We start from the raw sequence: 21,083 nt of genomic DNA on the forward strand, positions 1-21,083 counted from the left end.
ATTGATGAAACAACCATTATGGATCAATGGAAGGCAGATTGGAACACAACGTTACCGGCCCCTTTATAATCCGTACACGTCAGAAAAAATCGCTGATGTTGCTGAGGCTGGAAAAGAGGATGTCCTGCTGGCCATCGATGCAGCTGCTGAAGCAGCAAAGAAAATGGCGGCAATGGAAGCATACAAGCGGGCTGACATCTTGCAGAAAGTAGCGAATTTAATCAAACAGGACCGTGAAGAGTGTGCCAGGACCATTGCCAGGGAGTCGGCAAAACCGTTGAAGGCTGCTCGGGCGGAAGTTGATCGGACAATCGTGACGTATAGTTTCGCAGCCCAGGAAGCGAGGAGGATCCACGGCGAAACGATTCCGCTTGACGCAGCGCCTGGAGGAGAAGGAAGAGTTGCTTATACTGTCAAAGAGCCACTCGGGGTGATTGCCGCGATCACACCATTTAATTTCCCAATGAATCTTGTCGCCCATAAAGTAGGGCCAGCGATTGCAGCCGGGAATTCCGTCGTCCTCAAACCAGCAAGCCAGACACCATTATCCGCTTATAAAATCGCTGCTTATTTCCAGGAGGCGGGCCTCCCGGAAGGAGCACTGAATGTAGTGACTGGCGGCGGGAAAAGTGTTGGGGACGTATTGATACAAGATCAAAGAGTCAAAAAAGTCACCTTCACCGGCAGCCCGGAGGTCGGCAAGTATCTTCGTGAAAATGCCGGACTTAAACGTGTGACACTTGAGCTTGGATCGAATTCAGCCCTCATCGTGGATGAGGATACAAACTTGGAGAAGGTGATGGCGAGAATTGTGAGCGGGGCTTTTTCGAACCAGGGACAGGTGTGTATTTCGATCCAGCGCATCTTTGTCCACGAATCGATTGCCGATGAGTTTACCAGATTATTCATCGAAGAGGCAAAAAAACTCAAAGTCGGTGATCCGCTTGACGAGGAAACAGACGTGTCAGCGATGATCAGCGCCAATGATGTAAAACGAGCCAGGGAGTGGATCGGAGAAGCGGTCGGGAACGGAGCGCAGCTCGCATTTGGCGGCGAAACGAATGAACAAGTATTACATCCTACCGTTTTGCTGAATGCAAAGGCAAAGGACAAGATTTCGTGTGAAGAAGCATTTGCCCCGGTTGTCCACATCAATACCTTCAGCGATTTTGATGAAGCGATTGACATGGTGAATGAATCGCAGTTTGGATTGCAGGCAGGGGTCTATACGAAGGATGTAAGCAAAGCTTTCAAGGCAGCCAAGTCGCTTCATGTTGGCGGTGTGATGATCAATGAAATCCCAACCTTCAGGCTGGACCACATGCCTTACGGCGGGGTGAAAATGAGCGGGATGGGACGAGAAGGAATCAAGTATGCAATCGAGGAAATGACTGAACTGAAGCTTGTTGCCTTCAAACTTGATTGACCAACAGCCTGGCCTGCTGGCCAGGCTTTAACCATCAAAGAAATAGGAGGACCAGCCATGCATCCAGGAAAGTCAGTGAGCATTGCGGAAGACAGGTTCCAGCTTACAATTTATATAGACAACCATAGTCGCCGTGTGCGTGTAGATGATTATTTGGGGAATTTAACAAAAGTAATGGAAAAAACAGAAGAAATCGCCAGCAGGGAGAACGCCGATAAAATCATTGTGAAGGCAAGGAAAGAACATTTTATATGGTTCCAGGAACATGGCTACCTTTTCGAGGCCAGCATAGATGGTTATTACCTCGGGACGGATTGCTGCTTTTTCTCTAAATTCCTGACTGATGAACGGAGAGCAAGTGAACACTGGATCGCAGAGGATGGAATCATCAATAGCGTATACCGCCTCCAAGAGCCTGTACAGACAACCTCACTTCCGAAGTCATATGTAATTAAAGAGCTGGACCAAAGCGATGCTGTCCCGCTTGCGGAATTATATCGTGCTGTTTTCCAGGTATATCCAACTCCATTGAACGATCCGGATTACATTACCAAGACAATGGAAGATGGGACAGTGTATTATGGGTTCCTCCATGAAGGGGCAATTGTCAGCGCAGCTTCTGCTGAAATAAACTCATTTTATAAAAATGCAGAACTGACGGATTGTGCTACCTTGAAGGACCATAGAAAGCATGGGCTGATGAAAGTCCTTCTTGCGCGGTTGGAACAAGAGCTAGTAGAAAGGGGCATTTTTTGCGCCTATTCGATTGCAAGAGCCTTATCATTCGGCATGAATGCTGTCCTGTTCCAGCTGGGATACGGCTATCGGGGGAGATTACTGAAGAATGTCTATATTTTCGATAAAATCGAGAACATGAATGTGTGGGTGAAAGACTTGGCAATTCCGCCAAATTTTGGGCAATAAAAAGACAAATTTCCGGCACCTTGCCATATACTGATGATAGGGGAGGTGATGATCTTGAGTGCATTTTCCAATATGACAGAAGAAATACTGAGTGCCATTTTAAGAGGCATTGATGAAGCAATCCATGTTGTGGATACAAATGGGATTACGATTTTTTATAACGAAGTGGCTGCCAGGCATGATGGTTTGGAAATACCGGAAGTCCTTGGGAAGCCGCTGTTAAGTGTTTTTCCTTCGCTGAACAGACAGTCAAGTACCCTCTTAAAGGTTATTGAAACCAAGAAACCTCTTTATAATGAGAATCAGTCTTTCGTGAATTTGCACGGGAAACAGATTGATACAGTCAATACTACATTGCCAATTTGGGTGGATGGGGAGTTGATAGGGGCTGTTGAGATCGCCAAAGATTATTCAAGGATAAAGGAATTATCGGAAAGGCTTGTAGAAGCACAGAAAAACTTCAAGCGCAAAAGCGGGAAAATGATCAAACAGCAGGCACTCTACAGCTTTAAGGACATGCTGACAAAGAATCCTCAATTCAAAAGGGTAAAGAACGAAGCAGAGAAACTCGCCAAATCTGACTCTCCAATGCTCGTTTATGGGGAAAGCGGCACGGGAAAGGAATTGTTCGTTCAGTCGATTCATAATGCCTCCCACAGGGCAAATAAGCCCTTCATTGCTCAAAACTGTGCCGCCATACCGGAAAATTTGCTTGAGAGCATCCTTTTCGGAACATCAAAAGGCAGCTACACCGGAGCTGTGGACCGGCCAGGGCTTTTTGAGCTTGCGAATGGAGGAACCTTATTCCTTGATGAACTGAATTCCATGCCAATCGATTTACAGGCCAAACTCCTCAGGGTGCTGGAGGACGGAGCAGTCAGGAGAGTAGGCAGCCCGAATGTCGTTTCAGTTGATGTAAGGATCATTTCCGCGATGAATGAATATCCTGCACAGGCGATGGAACAGAAACAGCTACGGACAGATTTATTTTACCGTTTGAATGTCCTTGCGTTCGAACTTATTCCATTAAGGCAAAGAAAAGAGGATATCCTTTATTTGGCCGGAGTATTTATCGATCAGTTCAATAAAAAACTTAAACAGGCGATTTCAGGTATGGATGACAGAGTAAGGGGAACCTTCCTTCATCATAGCTGGCCAGGTAATATTAGAGAGCTAAAGCATACGATTGAATATATGATGAACGTCTGTGAAGGAACGACACTTTCCTGCCTGGACCTTCCTGTCATGATGAAGCAGTCCATTGAAAAGGCAAGCGGCCATCGGATGGAAGGGAAGTCGTTCTTCTTGAGGGAACAGCTTAACAGGTTCGAAAAAGGCCTGATCGAAGAAGCGATGGCCGTAACCGGGGGTAATATTCAGAAGGCGGCTTCCATGCTTGATATTCCAAGACAGACTTTGCAATACAAATTAAAGAAAATGCGAACGTAGCCCGCCAGTTTTTCGGCAGGCTGTTTTTTTTCGGCCAAGAAATTGATATTTTTTGAATTTGGCAGAAAGATCATTGAAGACAAAAAGGGGATTTACACAGGGGTATGCCAGGATAATAAAAGGTTTTGTTAATTTATTCAGAATAATCAACCTTATTGGCATGGAACTTGCATCTATAATATGTGTAAATTGCTAAAGGGGGAAAAGGGATGAAACAAAGTTTATATAAGCCAGCCAGGCACTGGAAAGATACTGAATTATGGAAAGGTGTGACGGAGGAACAGTGGAACGACTGGCTATGGCAGCTGACGAATACAATCAGGACGCTTGAAGACCTAAAAAAGGTCATAAACCTGACTCCTGAAGAAGAAGAAGGAGTTCGGATTTCTACCAAGACCATTCCATTGAATATCACACCCTATTACGCCTCGTTAATGAATCCAAATGATCCTCGCTGCCCGGTTCGCATGCAATCGGTACCAATTTCAAAAGAAATCCATAAGACAAAATATGACCTGGAAGATCCGCTGCATGAAGATGAAGACTCTCCTGTTCCCGGTTTAACGCACAGATATCCTGACAGGGTTCTCTTCCTTGTCACGAACCAATGCTCAATGTATTGCCGCTATTGCACAAGGAGAAGATTCTCCGGGCAGATTGGCATGGGTGTCGCAAAGAAACAGCTCGATGCTGCAATCGACTATATCCGTAGGACGCCTGAAATCCGTGATGTATTGATTTCAGGCGGAGATGGGCTGCTGATTAATGATAACATTCTGGAATATGTCCTTAAGAATCTCAGGGAAATCGACCATGTTGAAATCATTAGGATCGGAACGCGTGCGCCGGTAGTTTTTCCGCAAAGAATCACTGAAAAACTTTGTTCAATCCTCAAAAAGTATCATCCAATTTGGCTAAATACGCATTTCAATACATCGATAGAAATCACCGAAGATTCGAAAAAAGCTTGTGAGATGCTTGCAGATGCAGGCGTCCCTGTTGGCAACCAATCTGTGATCCTTGCAGGGATCAATGACAGTGTCCCAATCATGAAGAAACTGATGCATGACCTCGTCAAGATCAGAGTCAGGCCGTACTATATTTATCAGTGTGATCTGTCAGAAGGAATTGGACATTTCCGGGCGCCGGTAACAAAGGGGCTTGAAATCATCGAGGGTTTGAGAGGGCATACTTCTGGCTATGCTGTCCCAACCTTTGTCGTTGATGCACCTGGCGGGGGCGGAAAAATATCCCTTCAGCCAAACTACCTTATTTCACAAAGCCCTGAAAAAGTGGTGCTTCGCAATTTTGAAGGGGTCATTACTTCTTATCCGGAGCCTGAAAGTTATGTCCCGGGTAGAGCGGAAGGATACTTTAAGCAAATATATCCTGAATATGAACAGAAGAAATCAAATACCGGTATTGCAGCGATCATGAATGACAGCGAATTCAACCTTATTCCTGAAGGTTTGCGAAGAATAGACCGCCGTGAGAAGTATGAGGAGGATCCAAACCACACATCCCTTAAGGATAAACGGGAAAAACGAGATGAATTGAAAGAAAAGAAGTTTTTGTCACAGCAGGAAAATGCATTTGATGCGCCGGAAGGCAATAAACCAATTCCTGCATCGAACGAATAAGGAGGGGGCATATGGGAATTTGTGAATGGTGCGGAAGTGAAAAAACGGATACGATTATGGATACCGTATATTGGGAATTGCCCGATGGAACGAAGGCAATCCAGATTGAAGGTGCTCCAACAGTCGAATGCTTTGGGTGCGGAATGAAATACCAAACAGATGCTATTACAAAGGAAATAGAAGACCAGCTGTATTTAATCGACACGAAAGTCCTGGAGAAAGTTATAACTTTTTCGGAATTAATGGCACAGCCTCGCCTGTTGAAAAGGAATTACTTTGATTTCACCTCGTAATCGGTAATTACTTCGATTTTTTCATATAATAATTGTGATAATTATAACTTTCGAAAAGTAGTCGTTCACAAAATGTTCATCATCCCCTCATTCCACCATTTTCTGAATCAGTATAATAAACGTGTGGGAGTATAGAAAAGGGGAGAACAAGATGTACATCGCATTATCGCTCATGCTTGTGGCTGCCATGTCTGTCCTGTTCATGTGCGGATATTATTTCAGACTTGTAAGGGAAAAATATGGATGGAGCTGGCTGCACGCGGTGCCAGTTACAGTGGCGATCCTTATGTTCAACATCATTTGGGCGCTGATGGAACTGGCGAAATCATCAAGGTGGCAATAACTTGAAAAGGACATCTCCAAATCGGCAGATGTCCTTTTTCAGTTAGACCCAAACGCCTTCACCTTTCCGTTGGACTGTGAGGATGAAATCCGTTATAGTATTTGCAAAGCAACAATGCTATCTATTTTAACTATAGGCAGGCGGTCAATATGTATAGAAGCTTCTACCACTTTTTAATGAAGTATCGCAGTACAGCACCAAGAGACGCAATCAGCCGTTTTGCGAACGCGGCATATGACGATCTGGAATTCCCGAAAAACTCCGAAGACTATGACGAAATCAGTTCCTATCTTGAAGTGAATGGCCATTATCCTGAAAGTATGGCCATTTTCGATGAAGCATGGGAGCTTTACATTATTTCCGAAAGCTAATCCTTCGTTCCTGCAGGCATTATGCCTCCTAAGGAATGGGGGGTTTTTTTCATTTTGCAGGAACATTCTTCCTTTCACGTATATCAAGCGCACAGGAGGAATCATAATCTTTACGCGGCTCCTCGCTCTGGGGAATTGTCGTATGGAGCCATATTGCTCCCGCAGCCAATCCCAGCATGGGGAGTTAACCCTTCCATCATCCCGTCTTGGAGTTGATTCTGCGCAGATCGTTTTAACCTTGTCTAGTATTCCGGCGATTTGCTTTAGAAGGTGTTGCGGCTGTATTTGCCGATGCTCCTCCCTATTGTCCGTGAGCCTTTTTATTGCATAAGATACAAAATCCTTGCGTCCGCTTCAGGTCTGAAAGCCATTCCCTCCATGTGTGCGTGGCGATTTTCAAGGTGATGCATATACTGTGGTAATCACTTTTCACGACAGATCATTGAGAGGATGGAGGACATGGAAAAGAGGAAGAAACCTAAATTTAACATCGGTGATACAGTCGTGATCACGATTTATGGGATAGTAGGAAAGGTGACAGATATCAAATATCTGGATGGCCTCCATGTCTATGAAATCAATTACAGCGAGGGGCTCTATATGGAAGCGAGCCTGCAGAAGCTTTCGGAGTATGATGGCAAGCTTCTTGAAAAAGAGCAGATTGATATTGAATATAAATATTTCTTTGGCGACCTTGTTCAAGTTAAGGGGTATGGAGCCGACTTATTTAAGATCGTTGGCTTTAGGACTGAAATATGGAGGTATAAGGAGGATGCCTGGGAAGATGTCATTTACGAACTTTCCAGGATCAAGGATGGTGAATGGCTCGAAGCGGGGGAGGAAGAGTTGACGCTTGTTGCCGATTCAGATAGCGCGGAAACCTTCATTCAAAAACTTGGTTTGCTATTTTCAGCCAATAAGGAAGTAAAGCCTGCAATCAATACGGAAAAAAAGCAATCGTCTTCTCGCGCAGGAGAAAAGGAAGGTTTGCGGAAACTACAACAAAAAAAGACGGCAATCGATCATCTCCTTGATCTCTATAATGATTACCGGATTTTATATAATTGGTTCCACGATGAAGAATATGCCCAGGTAATGAGGGTCATTATCAGGAAGCTTTCACTCCTGGTGAACAATGATGGTAAAAGCACTGTTTAGAGTATGCCCCCTATCTGTTTACTCGTGACAAGAATAACAGCGAACAAAAGAATCGTAAACAGGTTATCAGCCATATTTCTAAACGATCGAATTGTATTGAGGTCTCAAGCAATTCCTTCTACCCTGAAAACGCTCGGCAGTAGATGCAGCGTCTTTATCTTTCCCACTCCCCTTTCCTTCATTTTTTCTAGTCGATCCGGAATTTTCGCAGGCTTGGCATGAAACAGGCGATTGACACATAAGAATAAAAAAAGGGGGCGAATCTATGAAAGAGATTGAAGTCTTTATCGATACGGAAGAGATTGCTGAATTTTTCTTTCATGAATTGGTGAAAAGGGGATACGTTCCCACAGAAGAGGAACTTGAAGAAATGGCGGATATCACATTTGAATATTTGATTGAAAAATCGATCATTGATGAAGATCTTGAATGAGAAAGACTAAACCCAGGCGGGCCAGCAATCGGCCGGCCTTTTCGTTTGGTTCTGATTAGGAATATTTTTAACCTGGTGCTGTTGTTGGATGAATTGGAAAGCTTAATGAAGGACCACCATAACTTATCGTTCAAGCGTGAAAGGGATGAACTCCTCCTAGGAAGGCAGTGTCAAAGAGCCTGCCGGTCTGAGGGTTAACAGCGCGGATGCAACAAGAAATTCAGCATAGGCTCAGGATTCGATAAGACCTGAATATTTTTGAAACCGCAATCAGCCATAATCGTATATATATACATGAAAATAAAGGGAGGAAGAAAGGATGTCATTATTCAATAAGGTTTTTGCAAGCGTAGGGATTGGTGCAGCGAAAGTAGATACGATGCTCGAAAAGGAACATGTGATGCCTGGCGAAGAAATCCGGGGAATTGTCCAGGTCAGGGGGGGAAACGCTGCACAACAAATAGATGAAATTTACCTGGCGCTTCATACTACTTATATAAAAGAAACGAATGATAAAAAATACACTTCAACAGCCCAGATTGACCGGTTCAGGTTGACACAATCATTTTTGATCAAGGAAAACGAGCAAAAGCAATTTCCTTTTTCAATCAGGCTGCCGCTTGAAGTGCCGCTGTCTATGGGAAGGACGAAGGTCTGGGTATCCACTGGCCTGGATATTAAGAATGCCATCGACCCAACAGATAAAGACTACTTGACCGTTGTACCGAGCCGTTTGATGGCAGGGATATTTGATGCCGTCGATGAACTTGGTTTCCGTTTAAGGGAAGCGGAATGTGAACAGGCACCAAGGCACCTTCGCAGACACCTTCCTTTTATTCAGGAATTCGAATTTGTGCCTATTTCTGGTCCTTACCGCGGACGTCTTGATGAACTGGAGATTATTTTCTACCCAAACAGCCAGGATGAAGTGGAAATACTTATGCAGGTTGACCGCAGGGCAAGGGGGCTTGGCGGATTCCTTTCAGAGGCTATGGGTATGGATGAATCGTTTGTGAGGATGACTTTGCATGCCTCTGATATTCACGGAATGAAACAAAAAATCCAATCAGTGCTTGAACGTTATTGCTGAAAAATAACAGGGGATGATGCATTTTGCGTCATCCCCCTGTTATTATGCATTGTTCTTTCTTCCCGTTGCGGAAGATTCCTTTCCGTGCGCCTCCTGCTCAGCGATGATCGCTTCAGGCGGCAGATGGTTGTTTTTCTTTGGTGAATTTATGCGGTTGCGATGTTTTTTCCCCATTTTCAATCCTCCTTGAATAAAGTTCCATGATCGTGTAGCCAATCAGGATTTAACTCTTTTATCATTCATGCGTATATCATTCTACCCATAGACTTCCCTGAACGAAAATTGTCATGAATCTGAAGATTTTCCTGCGCAGCTATATTATGGTATAGTTTTGTAGTAATAACCCATTAGGATGGAGGATGTCAAATGAGTGTACATATTGGTGCTAAAGAAAATGAAATCGCTGAAACAGTATTGCTGCCAGGTGATCCTCTCAGGGCAAAATATATCGCGGAGACCTTTCTTGAAAATGCCCAGCTATATAATGAGGTACGGAACATGTTCGGCTATACAGGCACCTATAAAGGAAAGCGAATTTCGGTGCAGGGTACGGGAATGGGCGTTCCCTCCATTTCCATCTACATAAATGAACTGATGAGCAGCTATAATGTGCAAAACCTGATCAGGGTCGGCACTTGCGGAGCCATCCAGAAAGATGTAAAAGTACGTGACGTCATCCTGGCGATGAGTTCTTCAACAGATTCCCAGATGAACCGCCTGACTTTCGGCGGCGTGGATTATGCCCCAACTGCCAGCTTTGAACTTCTGTATAAGGCATATAACACTGGTCTGGAAAAAGGCTTGAACCTTAAAGTGGGAAATGTTTTCACCGCTGACCAATTTTACAACGACAATGCAGAGCTGGAAAAGTGGGCAGATTACCAAATTCTGGCTATAGAAATGGAAACAACAGCTTTATACACGCTTGCAGCTAAATACGATCGTAAGGCATTATCGATCCTTACCGTCAGCGACCATATTCTTACTGGTGAGGAAACAACTGCAGAGGAAAGGCAGACAACCTTCAATGACATGATTGAAGTGGCACTTGAGGCTGCGATTAAAGAATAAAGTTTTGAAACCCTAAACCCTTTCCACAGAGAAAGGGTTTTCTTTTAATAATTGGATTGAAGCTTCGAATGCAAATTAAGGCATTCGATATTTTTTCCTATAAATGATAAAATGGTTATTGCTCAAGAAAAGCTTAAGATTGGTGGAAAAAATGAAACGGTTTTTATTATTGTCTTTAACACCATTGGTGTTGGCTGGCTGTAAGCCTATCGACTCGTATTTAGAAAAGGTTCCCTATATTGGGGAAAAACTAATTGGACAAGATCAGGAAAATGATGGACAAGCTCCTGAGAAAAATGAAGCCGATGGCGAGGGAGAAAAATCCCCACAGCATCCTGCTGGAAAACCAGCATCTGAAGATGGGGAACTTGTGCTCGAAGCTTCCTATTTCAATGTCATCCAGCAGCAGGATGGCAGGAATGTCATCCAGAATCCGCAAAATATCCTGTCTCTTGTGAACAAAATATTTGGTCTTCCGGCCAATTACATCCCGAGTGACTTAGTCAGGCCGAATGTGCCCTTTTCGTTCGGCGAACAAAAGCTGGAAAAAAGCCTGATGAGAAAAGAGGCGGCAACCGCTCTTGAAAAAATGTTTGCCGAAGCTAAAAGCGCTGGAATTGACTTGGCTGCAGTTTCCGGTTACCGCTCCTACGGTCGGCAAAACACTCTATTTAATGCCGAAGTGAAACGGGTTGGCAAGGAAAGAGCCGTGGAAGCAGTGGCCTTTCCAGGCAGCAGTGAACACCAAACCGGATTGACGATGGATATTTCCAGCAGGTCAAACAACTTCAATCTAAACGAAGAGTTCGAAACGACGAAGGAAGGAATCTGGCTGAGGCACAATGCCCATAAATATGGGTTTATATTGAGATACCCAAAGGGAAAAGAAGACATAACAGGTTATATGTATGAACCTTGGCATTTCAGGTATGTAGGGGTAAAGGCCGCAACAGAAATTTATGAGAACGACTGGACACTGGAAGAATACTTTGAGAATGTGAAGAAAATTTAATGGATTAGGGCTTGGCACTTCGGATCGCCGGGCCTTTTTTATAATGATTGGAAATTTAATTGTCGATGCGAAATGTTTGCTACACTTTGTACCAGCCGCTAATCAACCTTTCAGTAAAAGGATTCCGCCAGCCTGATTCATTGTTGCAGAATGAGGGAGGATGTCGTTTCAGGATATGTGACATTTATCAATGCATTTATTAAATAAAGGTATAAACTAACAAAATAAACAACTTTTTGATTGAATAATATACTATACTGGGGTATAGTAATATTTATAAGGTGTCTTCCTCTTTTTTATGGAAAGACAGAAAAATTGCGATAAGGGCTCTGCCCGATTACCTGTGAGGTGAAAAATATTGAAGGAACAAATAAGCGTGGATATTACCGGAATGACCTGTGCATCGTGCTCCACAAGAATAGAGAAAGTCCTGAACAAAATGGATGGGGTTGAAGCAACTGTTAATCTGGCAATGGAAAATGCTTCGGTCAGCTATGACCCCGACAAAATCAATTCAGATGACATTTTCAATAAAATCAACGATCTCGGCTATGGAGTCAGGAACGAAAAAGTGGACCTTGATGTTTTCGGAATGACTTGTGCTGCGTGTTCAACAAGGATAGAGAAAGTACTCAATAAAATGGAGGGCATGATTTCAGCAACAGTCAACCTTGCAACGGAATCCGCGACTGTCGAATTCAACAGTGCCGTCCTGCCGATGGAAAAGATCATCGCAAAAATCCAGGATTTGGGCTATGACGCGAAGGAAAAGGCCCAGCGGGAAGCCAAGGCAAAGCAGAAGGAAGAAGAAATAAATGCCAAAAAACATTGCTCATTTCAATCCTGCTCTCCCTCCCGCTGCTTTATACAATGGTTGGCCACGCTCCGTGGGATACAGGGTTGCCAATGCCGCCTTTGCTGATGAATCCTTGGTTCCAGCTCGTGTTGGCTACACCTGTTCAGTTTTATATTGGCGGTCAATTCTATGTAGGTGCATACAAATCATTAAAGAACAAAAGCGCCAACATGGATGTACTAGTAGCCCTAGGTACTTCGGCTGCCTATTTCTATAGCCTTGCTGAAGCGATTAAAACGATCGGCGATCCAGGCTACCATCCTCATTTATATTTTGAAACGAGCGCTGTCCTGATTACATTGATTCTGGTTGGGAAACTGTTTGAAGCCCTTGCCAAAGGCCGCACCACAGAAGCGATTTCTAAATTGCTTAGCCTTCAGGCAAAAGAAGCAACTGTCATTCGTGACGGACAGGAAGTAAAAGTGCCAATCGAAGATGTTAAGGTTAACGATACGATTATTGTTAAGCCTGGAGAAAAAATCCCAGTCGATGGAAAAGTTATATCCGGCCAATCCGCTGTGGATGAAGCCATGATTACTGGAGAGTCCATCCCTGTTGAAAAAATTGCTGGGGACTCTGTGATTGGTGCAACGATCAACAAAAATGGAACTCTGACGATGACAGCTACGAAAGTTGGAAAAGATACCGCTCTTGCAGGAATTATCAAAGTCGTCGAAGACGCCCAGGGCAGCAAGGCACCAATCCAGCGGGTGGCAGATACGATTTCCGGTATTTTCGTGCCAATCGTTGTAGCGATTTCTGCCGTTACCTTCCTTGTATGGTATTTTGGAGTTGCACCTGGTGACTTTGCAGCTGCACTTGAAACAGCAATCGCTGTACTGGTCATTGCCTGCCCGTGCGCCCTTGGCCTGGCAACCCCAACCTCTATCATGGTCGGAACAGGTAAAGGGGCAGAAAACGGGATTTTGTTCAAGGGCGGGGAACATCTGGAGGCAACCCATAAAATCAATGCTATTGTCCTTGATAAAACGGGTACTATTACAAAAGGGAAGCCTAGCGTGACAGATTTCGAGGTTTTTGGCGATGAACGAAAGGTGCTCCAATACCTTGTTTCAGCAGAGAAAGCATCCGAACACCCTCTTGCCGAGGCGATAGTTGAATATGGCCAGTCAATAAACGTCGAAGTCCTGCACATGGATGAATTCGAGGCTATACCAGGACATGGCATCTCAGCTGTAATTGACGGTGACTCAGTGTTTGTCGGTACAAGGAAGCTGATGGCCAAAGAAGGCATTGAATACAAGAATCATGAACCAAGACTTGAAGAAATGGAAACCGAGGGAAAAACTGCGATGATGATCGCGATCAACCAGGAAGTCCAGGGAATCGTTGCAGTCGCAGATACTGTAAAAGAAACAGCGAAGGCAGCGATTGGAGAACTGAAGTCTCTGGGAATTGACGTGTATATGCTTACTGGGGATAATACCCGCACTGCCAAGGCGATTGCTATGCAGGTTGGTGTCGATCATGTAATAGCAGAAGTATTGCCAGAGGAGAAAGCAAACCATATCAAGGAACTTCAATTGCAAGGCAAGAAAGTAGCGATGGTTGGCGATGGAATCAATGACGCACCTGCGCTTGCACTTGCTGATATCGGGATAGCGATTGGCACGGGTACAGATGTGGCGATTGAAGCTGCTGACGTAACCATACTTGGCGGTGAGTTGACTCTCATTCCAAAGGCGATTACGCTTAGCAAAAAAACAATGCAGAATATCCGCCAAAATCTGTTCTGGGCGCTAGCCTATAATTCAGCAGGCATTCCTGTCGCGGCGATGGGACTGCTCGCACCATGGCTGGCCGGCGCTGCAATGGCTTTCAGTTCAGTTTCTGTCGTGACTAATTCCCTTCGTTTGAAGCGGATTAAGTTATAAATTTTATCAAAAGAGAGGAAGATTCTAAATGGAGAAAACAACTCTAAAAGTATCAGGTATGACTTGCGGACACTGTGAAAAGGCTGTGAAAAACGCCTTGTTGGGTGTCGATGGTGTAGCAAGCGTTGTTGTATCCCTTTCAGAAGGAACAGCAGAAGTAGAATATGATGCTTCAAAAGCGGAAGTAGGCAAAATGAAATCTGCTGTTGAAGATCAGGGCTATGATGTAGAATAAGATTGGAAAAGCAGCGGTGAAAATTGTCCCGCTGCTTTTTCTATGCAGGGATGGCCCCTCTGTTTTTCTGTTAATTTTACGGTAAAAATGTTATTCTATTCATTAGGGATTTTAGCTTGTTGTGAAAGTGGTGAATAGGGTTGGATCAAAAAGATATAAATGAAGGAAGTAAAGATGGGGCAAGGAACGAAGAAAAGACTGCTGAATCGGGAACGGATCCCAAAAACGGTTTTCTTCGGATCAAAAAGTTCCATTTCGCAATGCTCTTATTTTTCCTTGTGTTTTTAACTGCAGGGATTACGACCTTCGCTTTAGCCTTTGGCGAAGATAAGCCGGCTGTAAAGGTAATACGTGAACGGGAAGAATTCGCAAAACTGTATGATGCATATGATACGATCAAGAACGACTACTATGAAGATGTCGATCAAGAGAAACTCATTAATGGAGCCATTGATGGAATGCTCGAAGCACTTGATGACCCATATTCTGATTATATGAGCAAGGAAGACGCAAAGAGTTTCCACCAAAGCCTTTCATCCTCATTTGAAGGGATTGGAGCTGAGATACAGGAGCGCGATGGCCACATTGTCATTGTCACACCACTGAAGGGATCTCCTGCTGAAAAAGCGGGCCTAAAACCGGAGGACCGAATTATGTCCGTTGATGGGAAGAGCCTGCAAGGGAAGAGCAGTACAGAAGCAGTTGCTTTAATCCGGGGTAAAAAAGGGACTGATGTCAAGCTTTCTATCCTTAGGCATGGAGCGCAACAGCCAGTTGATATCACGATTACCAGGGACACAATCCCTATTGAAACGGTATATGGGGAAATGCTAGAGGATGGAATCGCAAAGGTCCAGATTACGAATTTCTCAGAAAAGACAGCTGCCGAGCTAGTCGATGTCCTGAATGACATGCAGGAAAAGGGAATGAAGGGCCTAATCCTGGATGTAAGGCAAAATCCTGGGGGGCTACTTGACCAGGCAGTCAAGATTTCAAGTCTGTTCGTTCCGGAAGGGAAAGTGCTTTTCAAGGTTGAAGATCGCCAAGGGAATGTGGAGGAATTTGCTTCAGAGAATAAAAACAACCACAATATTCCTCTAGTGGTTGTTATTGATAAAGGAAGCGCAAGTGCTTCAGAAATACTTGCCGGAGCAGTCAGTGAATCCGCGAATGTGCCGCTTGTCGGCGAAAAATCATTTGGAAAAGGAACGGTCCAAAGGGCAGAGGATTTCAGCGACGGCTCCAACATGAAATTCACCACTGAAAAGTGGTTAACGCCGGAAGGGAACTGGATCCATAAGAAAGGAATCAAACCTGATTACGAGGTGTCCCTTCCTGATTATGCTTCTTTGCCATTCATCGACCCCGAAAACGAACTGAAGGTATCTTCAGCTTCCGAACAAGTCAAGGCTGCGCAAAAAATGCTGAAGGCATTGGGATACAATCCAGGCAGGGAAGATGGGTATTATGATGAAAAAACAAAAGAAGCTGTAAAGGCATTCCAGCAGGATAAGAAGCTTGAAGGGACCGGTACTCTCAAGGGTTCTTCCACAATTGAACTGATGAACGCACTTCGAGAAAAGATTGAGAAAGACGATCCGCAAATTCAGAAAGCAATCGAAGTTTTGAAAAAGGAAATAAAATGATTTTTGTGAATCTCCAGTTCCTGCTGGAGATTTTCACTATTTGATTTTAAAAAAGGCAGGCGGGAGAAAAATGAAAAAAGCGGAAGTCGTTATTTTATCAGGTTTCCTCGGGACGGGGAAAACGACATTGTTGAAACGGATTCTGCTGGATGAAAAGGAGAAGGGACGGTCAGTTGCAGTTTTAATGAATGAACTTGGCGATGTCTCGATTGATTCGGATGCCGTCGAATCTGACGTGCCATTAAAGGAGCTTCTTGGCGGATGTATATGCTGCACGATCCAGGATAAACTTGAATCACAGCTGCAAGGTCTGCTTTTGGAACATAGACTTGACGTGATCTATATTGAAACGACTGGAGCAGCACATCCAGTCGAGGTCCTGGATGCCGTGCTATCCCCTTTGTTCGCGGACAAGCTGGGTATAAAGGGAATTATCACGACTGTCGATGGAACACTATGGCTCAACAGACAAACATTCAATCCTCAGATACACCAGTTGCTTCTTGAACAGGTTAAGCATGCAGACATTATTCTCATCAACAAATCCGACATGCTAAAAGATGCTGAACAGGCAAGAGTAACGATGGAAATCCAGTCGCTGAATCCTAATGGAAAAAGCATATTGACCACCTTTTCCAAGATGCCGCTGAGCCTTCTCGATTCTGTCGATGGCGGAAAAAAGAAGGCAAATGTACATACCCATGTTCACTCGGATCTGAGGCTGGACACTTTTTTATATCGTTTTAAGAGCCAGATTGAACAGGCACGGTTCGAGGAGTTTCTAAGGGGGCTTCCAGATTCGATATACAGGATAAAAGGCTATGTATGGTTCAGTCATTCCCAATATCCAGATTTATTCCAGTATTCATATGGAACACCTCTATTTCTGAAGGAGTATATGAAGATGCCAATGAACCTTGTGTTCATTGGCCAGGTTTCAGACTGGTCTGTTATCGAATCCCAACTGTGTCAGATGGAAAGATAGTCCTTGTTTCAATTTACTCACTGAGGGTAAAATGAACTATCACGATTGAAAGGGTGGATTCGATGCCGTGGACTAAAGACGATTATCCGGATTCAATGAAGAACCTTGATCCGGATGTACGGGAAAAAGCTATTGAAATTGCGAATGCCCTTGTCACCGATGAACACTACGAAGATGGAAAAGCCATTCCAATCGCGATTGACAAGGCAAAGGAATATGTCGCCAATCATAAAGATGAATGAAAAAGCCCAGATCTGGGCTTTTTTTATTCTATTTTGCCGTTTTTATAATATTGCCGGTTGTTCTCCTCTCCTGGCTCCCTAGTGTCAGAAGGAGGTGAGAGACATTGACCGGCAGCGCGTTTGAGAGCTTATTTTTCTGTCCCGCTGCCCCCGCTGAAGTTCCGCTCGTTCCGTTCCATTCAACTCTTCCCACTTTTAGATATCTTGGCTAAAACAACAATCTTTTTGAAAAGAGCCTTTAACACTGAATAGGGATAAACCAATTCGCAAAAACTTTGATAAGCGAAATCATAAAAAAGGTTGAATGATATGAAACCACTTAAAATCCTGATTGTGATACTCCTGTTGCAGAATATGTATGTTTGCAGCACTGAAGCGAAAAAGAATGTAAGGAATAAGCAAATCCTGATGCCTGAATGGAAAGAGGTCGATGATTTCCTTCCCAGGTACAGCAAATTCACTGTCATGGACTTAGAAACAGGATTAAAGTTTCATGTCCAGCGCAGGGCCGGGAGCAATCATGCCGATGTCCAGCCACTGACAGGCAAAGACACGGCAATTATGAAAAAAATATATAATGGCAAATGGAGCTGGAAACGAAGGGCAATCATCGTCCAGTCCAAGGGGAAAAAAATCGCTGCTTCTATGCATGGAATGCCGCATGGCGGAGGAGCATTGAAGAACAATTTCCCTGGTCATTTTTGTATTCATTTTTACGGCAGTACGACCCACAGGACTAATTTCATGGATTTATCCCATAAGCTGATGATTTTGAAAGCTGCGGGGAAACTGGAACTCTATATTGAAGAAACCAATCCTTATGAACTGGTGAATGCATATGTTGCAGGGATTAAACAACAGGATTCGATCATTGTCTCTTTAATTTCACATCAGCAGCTTGACTGGGACACAATTCTGCCTGCAATCGAAAATATTAACATTAAGAGGATGGAAATCCTTCCCTATGAGGATCTCACAGATGAACTGACCTTGACAGTTCCTGTAGAATTGAACTGGCAAATCAAAAGAACGGGAAGCAGCTCCTACTCAGGATTGGTCAGGCTTGTGAGGTTCACGCCGTATGAACAATGGAAAGTAGATTCAGTTCGTTTGTTTGAGGAAAATGGAATCGCGGCTGGCAAATAAAAGAAGCTTGAGTATGGGCTCAAGCTTCTTTTTCTATCGCCATAATGTACGAACGGAAAATGCCTTGCCACAGGCACCATCTACTAATCCGGTAACCAGGGGTTCTGCATTTTTCACGTTCGTCTACATCTCGCCAAACTTGGCAAAAGTTCTTTCATCTTCAATCAGTCCGCAAGCTGCACACTGTATTTTGTATTCGGGACCATTATATGGTATATGGAAAGGCTCAAGATCATCATTTGAATATTGTTCAATGATCTCACCTGATTGCGGATTCAATTTGACAGGCTGTGCAATTTGGCTGATCAAATTGAAGCGGGTCCGGTTTGTCTTGCAGTTTGGGCAGCGATATGGAGTACTCATAGTCAATCCCCTTTCAATATGGTTTGCCGTTATTTTTTGCAAAATAAAGCAGATTTATGTATATACTAGAGAAGGATTTATGCGCTATCACTTGCTGGAGGAATGAAAATGGAAACACGGAATTACTCATACTTGCTTGAAAGATACATGGGAATCTGGAATAACCGGAGAATGGATGCTGGAGATCGACCCTGGGAAATACTGGAGGAAACAATCAAAAGGGAATTGAAGGATGAAAATACACACCCACGGGCTAGAAGGACACTTCCGGAAAAGTTCTTATTGTCTACAAAGAGGATTATGGACTCTGATTTAACCCCTAAAGACAAATTGCAGCTGATTCAACTGCATATTGAATTAATCGAAAGAATCAACAAGGAGAATGGGTAAGGAATTATAGACAACCATTTTTTAGGCGAAAAAAATGTAAAAAATATGCGATTCCCACTTGCGTTTATACCCCTATTGGTATATTATAAATATTGTAAGTTCACAATCAATAAGATTATCTAAGAGGTGAAGACATAATTGCTTACTGGTTTTATCATCATACTCTTTTTGGTTACATTGTATTTTAACCGGTATGTTCCAGTCCGGAATGTCCCTGCTGTTGCAACAAAGCATGAAGATGCCATTTTGGTCGACCTTAGGGATTACCAGGATTCCGCAAAAGATCCGGTTCAAGGCGCAATCAATATCCCTTGCGGATATTTAAAAAGATATAAACAAGAAATTCCTGATCAGCAGATTGTGATCATCGCCTCGAATGAGGTTGAGAAGAATTTCGGTGCAAGGCTTCTTAAAAGGTATGGCTTCAATGTGAAAGGATATACGATAGCTGGCCCATCACAATAGGAGGTGGCAAGATGGAGTACAACAAGGAAGTATTGAACCGCTTAAAAAGGATTGAAGGACAAGTCAGGGGAAGCATCCGTTTAATCGAGGAGCAGCAAGAATGCAAATCAGTCGTAACACAACTGTCAGCGATCCGTTCTGCTGTAGACAGGACAATCGCCGTGATTGTCAGCAAAAACCTTGAACAATGCCTGATTAATGATTTACAGGAAGGAAGGGAAACATCTCAGGCGGTCAATGAAGCAGTAGAACTCCTTGTTAAGAGCAGGAAGTAATCGTTTCTGTTCTTGACAAGGAAAATTTATGACGATTATAATACCCGTGTGGGTATTTGGGATTGATAATAGAAAGAGGTGCAGAAAATGGATGTAATTTTGAATGTATTGATTGTTGGCTTGGCTGCCGCATTTTTGTGGTCGAGACTATCTCCAACTAAAGGAGTTAACAATATTACAACAGTCGAATTAAGAGAAATGATGAAGTTGAAGAAAGCGGGAAACCAGTTCATCGATGTCAGGACTCCGGGTGAGTTCAAAGGTAACCATATCAGAGGGTTCAAGAATATTCCGTTGCAGCAGCTTGGCAGGCGGATTGGCGAGTTATCAAAGGACAAGGAAGTCATTGTCATTTGCCAGAGTGGCATGAGAAGCAGCCGGGCAAGCAAACTCCTGAAAAAAGCAGGTTTTCAAAAAATAACAAATGTTAAGGGCGGCATGAGCGCCTGGTAATTAATAGGAGGAAATGAAAATGCGTGAAATGACACCAGAAGAAGTACAGAATGGATTAGCCAAAAATGAATTCGAAGTAATCGATGTGCGTGAAGCGAATGAAGTTGCTCAAGGAAAAATTCCAGGTGCTATCCATATCCCGCTTGGCCTTCTCGAGTTCAAGATGAATGAACTGGATAAAAACAAAACCTATATCATGGTTTGTCGTTCAGGTGCCCGCAGTTCTAGGGCGGTTCAGTTTTTAGAGTACTATGGTTACAATGCCATTAATATGCAGGGTGGCATGATGTTCTGGCAAGGCCCTATAGAATAAGGATAAAAATAGAGATAGCAAATGCTGTCTCTGTTTTTTGTTTTATAGTTGCTGTACATCAAGAATTGTAGGTAAAATGGAAGAAACGGAATGAAATCCCGATTATATCGAATAAGGAGGAAATCTGTTGTCTGCCAACAGCCGGATAGAGTTGGAACTTGTTGAGGATCACTTATCAATTGAAACTGTCTTTGTGCTCCTTGCCAAAGGGTCTTGGGTTGATGAAAATGATTATGGATGCATCAAATCGGCCACGTCCATAGAGTTCTCAGAGGGATTCCAGGAATCTGTCTTCAAGCTGTCCATAGGGAATGGAAAGCTTGTGATAGATTCTGACAGCCCATGGGAAATGGAGCTACTAGTTGGGGAATTGAAAGAAATAGCAATTAAATCCAGGAACATAGAGACAATAACGAATACATAAATCCACGCTTGCCGATCTGCCTGGCAAGTTTTTGTGTTTTATAACAAATTGTTGAATTATTCCTGATTTCCTCTTGTTCCCGCTGTCTGGCAAGCCATTAAGGGTTCCTTTGTCAATTTTATAGCCATCTCGTCAGATTCCATTTAAGCCGGTGTTGCAGATGATTCCCCACGATTATATTCTGA

25 protein-coding genes and 1 pseudogene are annotated in these 21,083 nt (G+C 43.6%); 24 read left to right on the forward strand and 2 right to left on the reverse strand.

Translation table 11 applies throughout. The features are described from left to right. Positions 1-4: 4 nt before the first annotated feature. The 10 genes from JJQ88_RS07330 to JJQ88_RS07375 all read left to right on the forward strand — a co-directional run bounded on the left by JJQ88_RS07330 (position 5) and on the right by JJQ88_RS07375 (position 9,127). Positions 5-1,426 (forward strand): aldehyde dehydrogenase family protein, encoded by a 1,422-nt coding sequence (locus JJQ88_RS07330; RefSeq protein ID WP_210365089.1) that lies wholly within the window; start codon positions 5-7, stop codon positions 1,424-1,426. Between the two features lie 57 nt (positions 1,427-1,483). Further along, positions 1,484-2,350 (forward strand): putative beta-lysine N-acetyltransferase, encoded by an 867-nt coding sequence (gene ablB, locus JJQ88_RS07335; RefSeq protein WP_210365090.1) that lies wholly within the window; start codon positions 1,484-1,486, stop codon positions 2,348-2,350. A gap of 54 nt (positions 2,351-2,404) precedes the next feature. Next, positions 2,405-3,799: a sigma-54 interaction domain-containing protein gene (locus JJQ88_RS07340; protein WP_481748283.1), complete on the forward strand. Its 1,395-nt coding sequence runs from the start codon at positions 2,405-2,407 to the stop codon at positions 3,797-3,799. A 209-nt stretch (positions 3,800-4,008) separates the two neighbouring features. After that, entirely contained in the window at positions 4,009-5,439 is a 1,431-nt protein-coding gene (kamA, locus tag JJQ88_RS07345; protein ID WP_210365092.1) for a lysine 2,3-aminomutase, read from the forward strand. Between the two features lie 11 nt (positions 5,440-5,450). Further along, positions 5,451-5,732, forward strand: coding sequence for a YokU family protein (locus JJQ88_RS07350; protein WP_210365093.1), 282 nt, complete (start codon positions 5,451-5,453; stop codon positions 5,730-5,732). Positions 5,733-5,883: 151 nt separating this feature from the next. Beyond that, positions 5,884-6,075: a hypothetical protein gene (locus JJQ88_RS07355; protein WP_210365094.1), complete on the forward strand. Its 192-nt coding sequence runs from the start codon at positions 5,884-5,886 to the stop codon at positions 6,073-6,075. Between the two features lie 149 nt (positions 6,076-6,224). Beyond that, positions 6,225-6,446: a YozE family protein gene (locus JJQ88_RS07360; RefSeq protein WP_210365095.1), complete on the forward strand. Its 222-nt coding sequence runs from the start codon at positions 6,225-6,227 to the stop codon at positions 6,444-6,446. A gap of 459 nt (positions 6,447-6,905) precedes the next feature. Then, complete coding sequence (locus JJQ88_RS07365; RefSeq protein ID WP_210365096.1) at positions 6,906-7,604, forward strand: hypothetical protein; 699 nt, start codon at positions 6,906-6,908, stop codon at positions 7,602-7,604. A gap of 265 nt (positions 7,605-7,869) precedes the next feature. After that, entirely contained in the window at positions 7,870-8,037 is a 168-nt protein-coding gene (locus tag JJQ88_RS07370) for a YozD family protein (protein ID WP_210365097.1), read from the forward strand. Between the two features lie 319 nt (positions 8,038-8,356). Next, the gene (locus tag JJQ88_RS07375) at positions 8,357-9,127 is read left to right on the forward strand and encodes a sporulation protein (RefSeq protein ID WP_210365098.1); all 771 of its coding nucleotides are present in this window, start codon (positions 8,357-8,359) and stop codon (positions 9,125-9,127) included. A gap of 42 nt (positions 9,128-9,169) precedes the next feature. Here the strand turns inward: JJQ88_RS07375 and JJQ88_RS21460 are convergent, their stop codons facing one another. Then, positions 9,170-9,301: a hypothetical protein gene (locus JJQ88_RS21460; RefSeq protein ID WP_282597670.1), complete on the reverse strand. Its 132-nt coding sequence runs from the start codon at positions 9,299-9,301 to the stop codon at positions 9,170-9,172. Positions 9,302-9,493: 192 nt separating this feature from the next. On the opposite strand from JJQ88_RS21460, the gene deoD reads away from it, so the two are divergent. From deoD to JJQ88_RS07415, 8 genes and pseudogenes are all read left to right on the forward strand, one after another. Further along, positions 9,494-10,198, forward strand: a complete 705-nt coding sequence (gene deoD / locus JJQ88_RS07380; protein WP_210365099.1) for a purine-nucleoside phosphorylase — start codon at positions 9,494-9,496, stop codon at positions 10,196-10,198. A 151-nt stretch (positions 10,199-10,349) separates the two neighbouring features. After that, the gene (locus tag JJQ88_RS07385; protein WP_210365100.1) at positions 10,350-11,210 is read left to right on the forward strand and encodes a M15 family metallopeptidase; all 861 of its coding nucleotides are present in this window, start codon (positions 10,350-10,352) and stop codon (positions 11,208-11,210) included. A gap of 391 nt (positions 11,211-11,601) precedes the next feature. Then, positions 11,602-13,961 (forward strand): annotated as a pseudogene (locus JJQ88_RS07390) (heavy metal translocating P-type ATPase). Positions 13,962-13,989: 28 nt separating this feature from the next. Continuing rightward, positions 13,990-14,196 (forward strand): copper chaperone CopZ, encoded by a 207-nt coding sequence (gene copZ / locus JJQ88_RS07395; RefSeq protein ID WP_210365101.1) that lies wholly within the window; start codon positions 13,990-13,992, stop codon positions 14,194-14,196. Positions 14,197-14,336: 140 nt separating this feature from the next. Further along, complete coding sequence (locus JJQ88_RS07400; RefSeq protein ID WP_282597671.1) at positions 14,337-15,842, forward strand: lmo1851 family serine protease; 1,506 nt, start codon at positions 14,337-14,339, stop codon at positions 15,840-15,842. Positions 15,843-15,912: 70 nt separating this feature from the next. After that, positions 15,913-16,827 (forward strand): CobW family GTP-binding protein, encoded by a 915-nt coding sequence (locus tag JJQ88_RS07405; protein WP_210365102.1) that lies wholly within the window; start codon positions 15,913-15,915, stop codon positions 16,825-16,827. 62 nt (positions 16,828-16,889) lie between these two features. Further along, a complete protein-coding gene (locus JJQ88_RS07410; protein ID WP_210365103.1) occupies positions 16,890-17,069 on the forward strand; it encodes a DUF2188 domain-containing protein in 180 nt (59 codons plus the stop codon). 309 nt (positions 17,070-17,378) lie between these two features. Continuing rightward, positions 17,379-18,215, forward strand: coding sequence for a hypothetical protein (locus JJQ88_RS07415; RefSeq protein ID WP_210365104.1), 837 nt, complete (start codon positions 17,379-17,381; stop codon positions 18,213-18,215). A gap of 123 nt (positions 18,216-18,338) precedes the next feature. On the opposite strand, the gene JJQ88_RS07420 is transcribed toward JJQ88_RS07415, so the two are convergent. After that, on the reverse strand, positions 18,339-18,578 hold the full coding sequence (locus tag JJQ88_RS07420; RefSeq protein WP_210365105.1) for a DNA alkylation repair protein: 240 nt from the start codon (positions 18,576-18,578) through the stop codon (positions 18,339-18,341). A 108-nt stretch (positions 18,579-18,686) separates the two neighbouring features. Between JJQ88_RS07420 and JJQ88_RS07425 the strand changes: the two genes are divergently transcribed. From JJQ88_RS07425 to JJQ88_RS07450, 6 genes are all read left to right on the forward strand, one after another. After that, a complete protein-coding gene (locus JJQ88_RS07425; RefSeq protein ID WP_210365106.1) occupies positions 18,687-18,968 on the forward strand; it encodes a hypothetical protein in 282 nt (93 codons plus the stop codon). A 138-nt stretch (positions 18,969-19,106) separates the two neighbouring features. After that, positions 19,107-19,433 carry a rhodanese-like domain-containing protein gene (locus tag JJQ88_RS07430; RefSeq protein ID WP_210365107.1) on the forward strand — a complete coding sequence of 109 codons (327 nt, stop codon included), beginning with the start codon at positions 19,107-19,109 and terminating at the stop codon, positions 19,431-19,433. Positions 19,434-19,444: 11 nt separating this feature from the next. Then, on the forward strand, positions 19,445-19,708 hold the full coding sequence (locus JJQ88_RS07435) for a metal-sensitive transcriptional regulator (protein ID WP_210365108.1): 264 nt from the start codon (positions 19,445-19,447) through the stop codon (positions 19,706-19,708). An 87-nt stretch (positions 19,709-19,795) separates the two neighbouring features. Further along, the gene (locus JJQ88_RS07440) at positions 19,796-20,161 is read left to right on the forward strand and encodes a rhodanese-like domain-containing protein (RefSeq protein WP_210365109.1); all 366 of its coding nucleotides are present in this window, start codon (positions 19,796-19,798) and stop codon (positions 20,159-20,161) included. A 19-nt stretch (positions 20,162-20,180) separates the two neighbouring features. Continuing rightward, on the forward strand, positions 20,181-20,474 hold the full coding sequence (locus JJQ88_RS07445) for a rhodanese-like domain-containing protein (RefSeq protein ID WP_210365110.1): 294 nt from the start codon (positions 20,181-20,183) through the stop codon (positions 20,472-20,474). A gap of 127 nt (positions 20,475-20,601) precedes the next feature. Next, positions 20,602-20,898, forward strand: a complete 297-nt coding sequence (locus JJQ88_RS07450; RefSeq protein ID WP_210365111.1) for a hypothetical protein — start codon at positions 20,602-20,604, stop codon at positions 20,896-20,898. Positions 20,899-21,083: the final 185 nt, after the last annotated feature.

The organism is Bacillus sp. REN3 (assembly GCF_017912555.1).
Lineage (GTDB): Bacteria > Bacillota > Bacilli > Bacillales > Cytobacillaceae > Mesobacillus.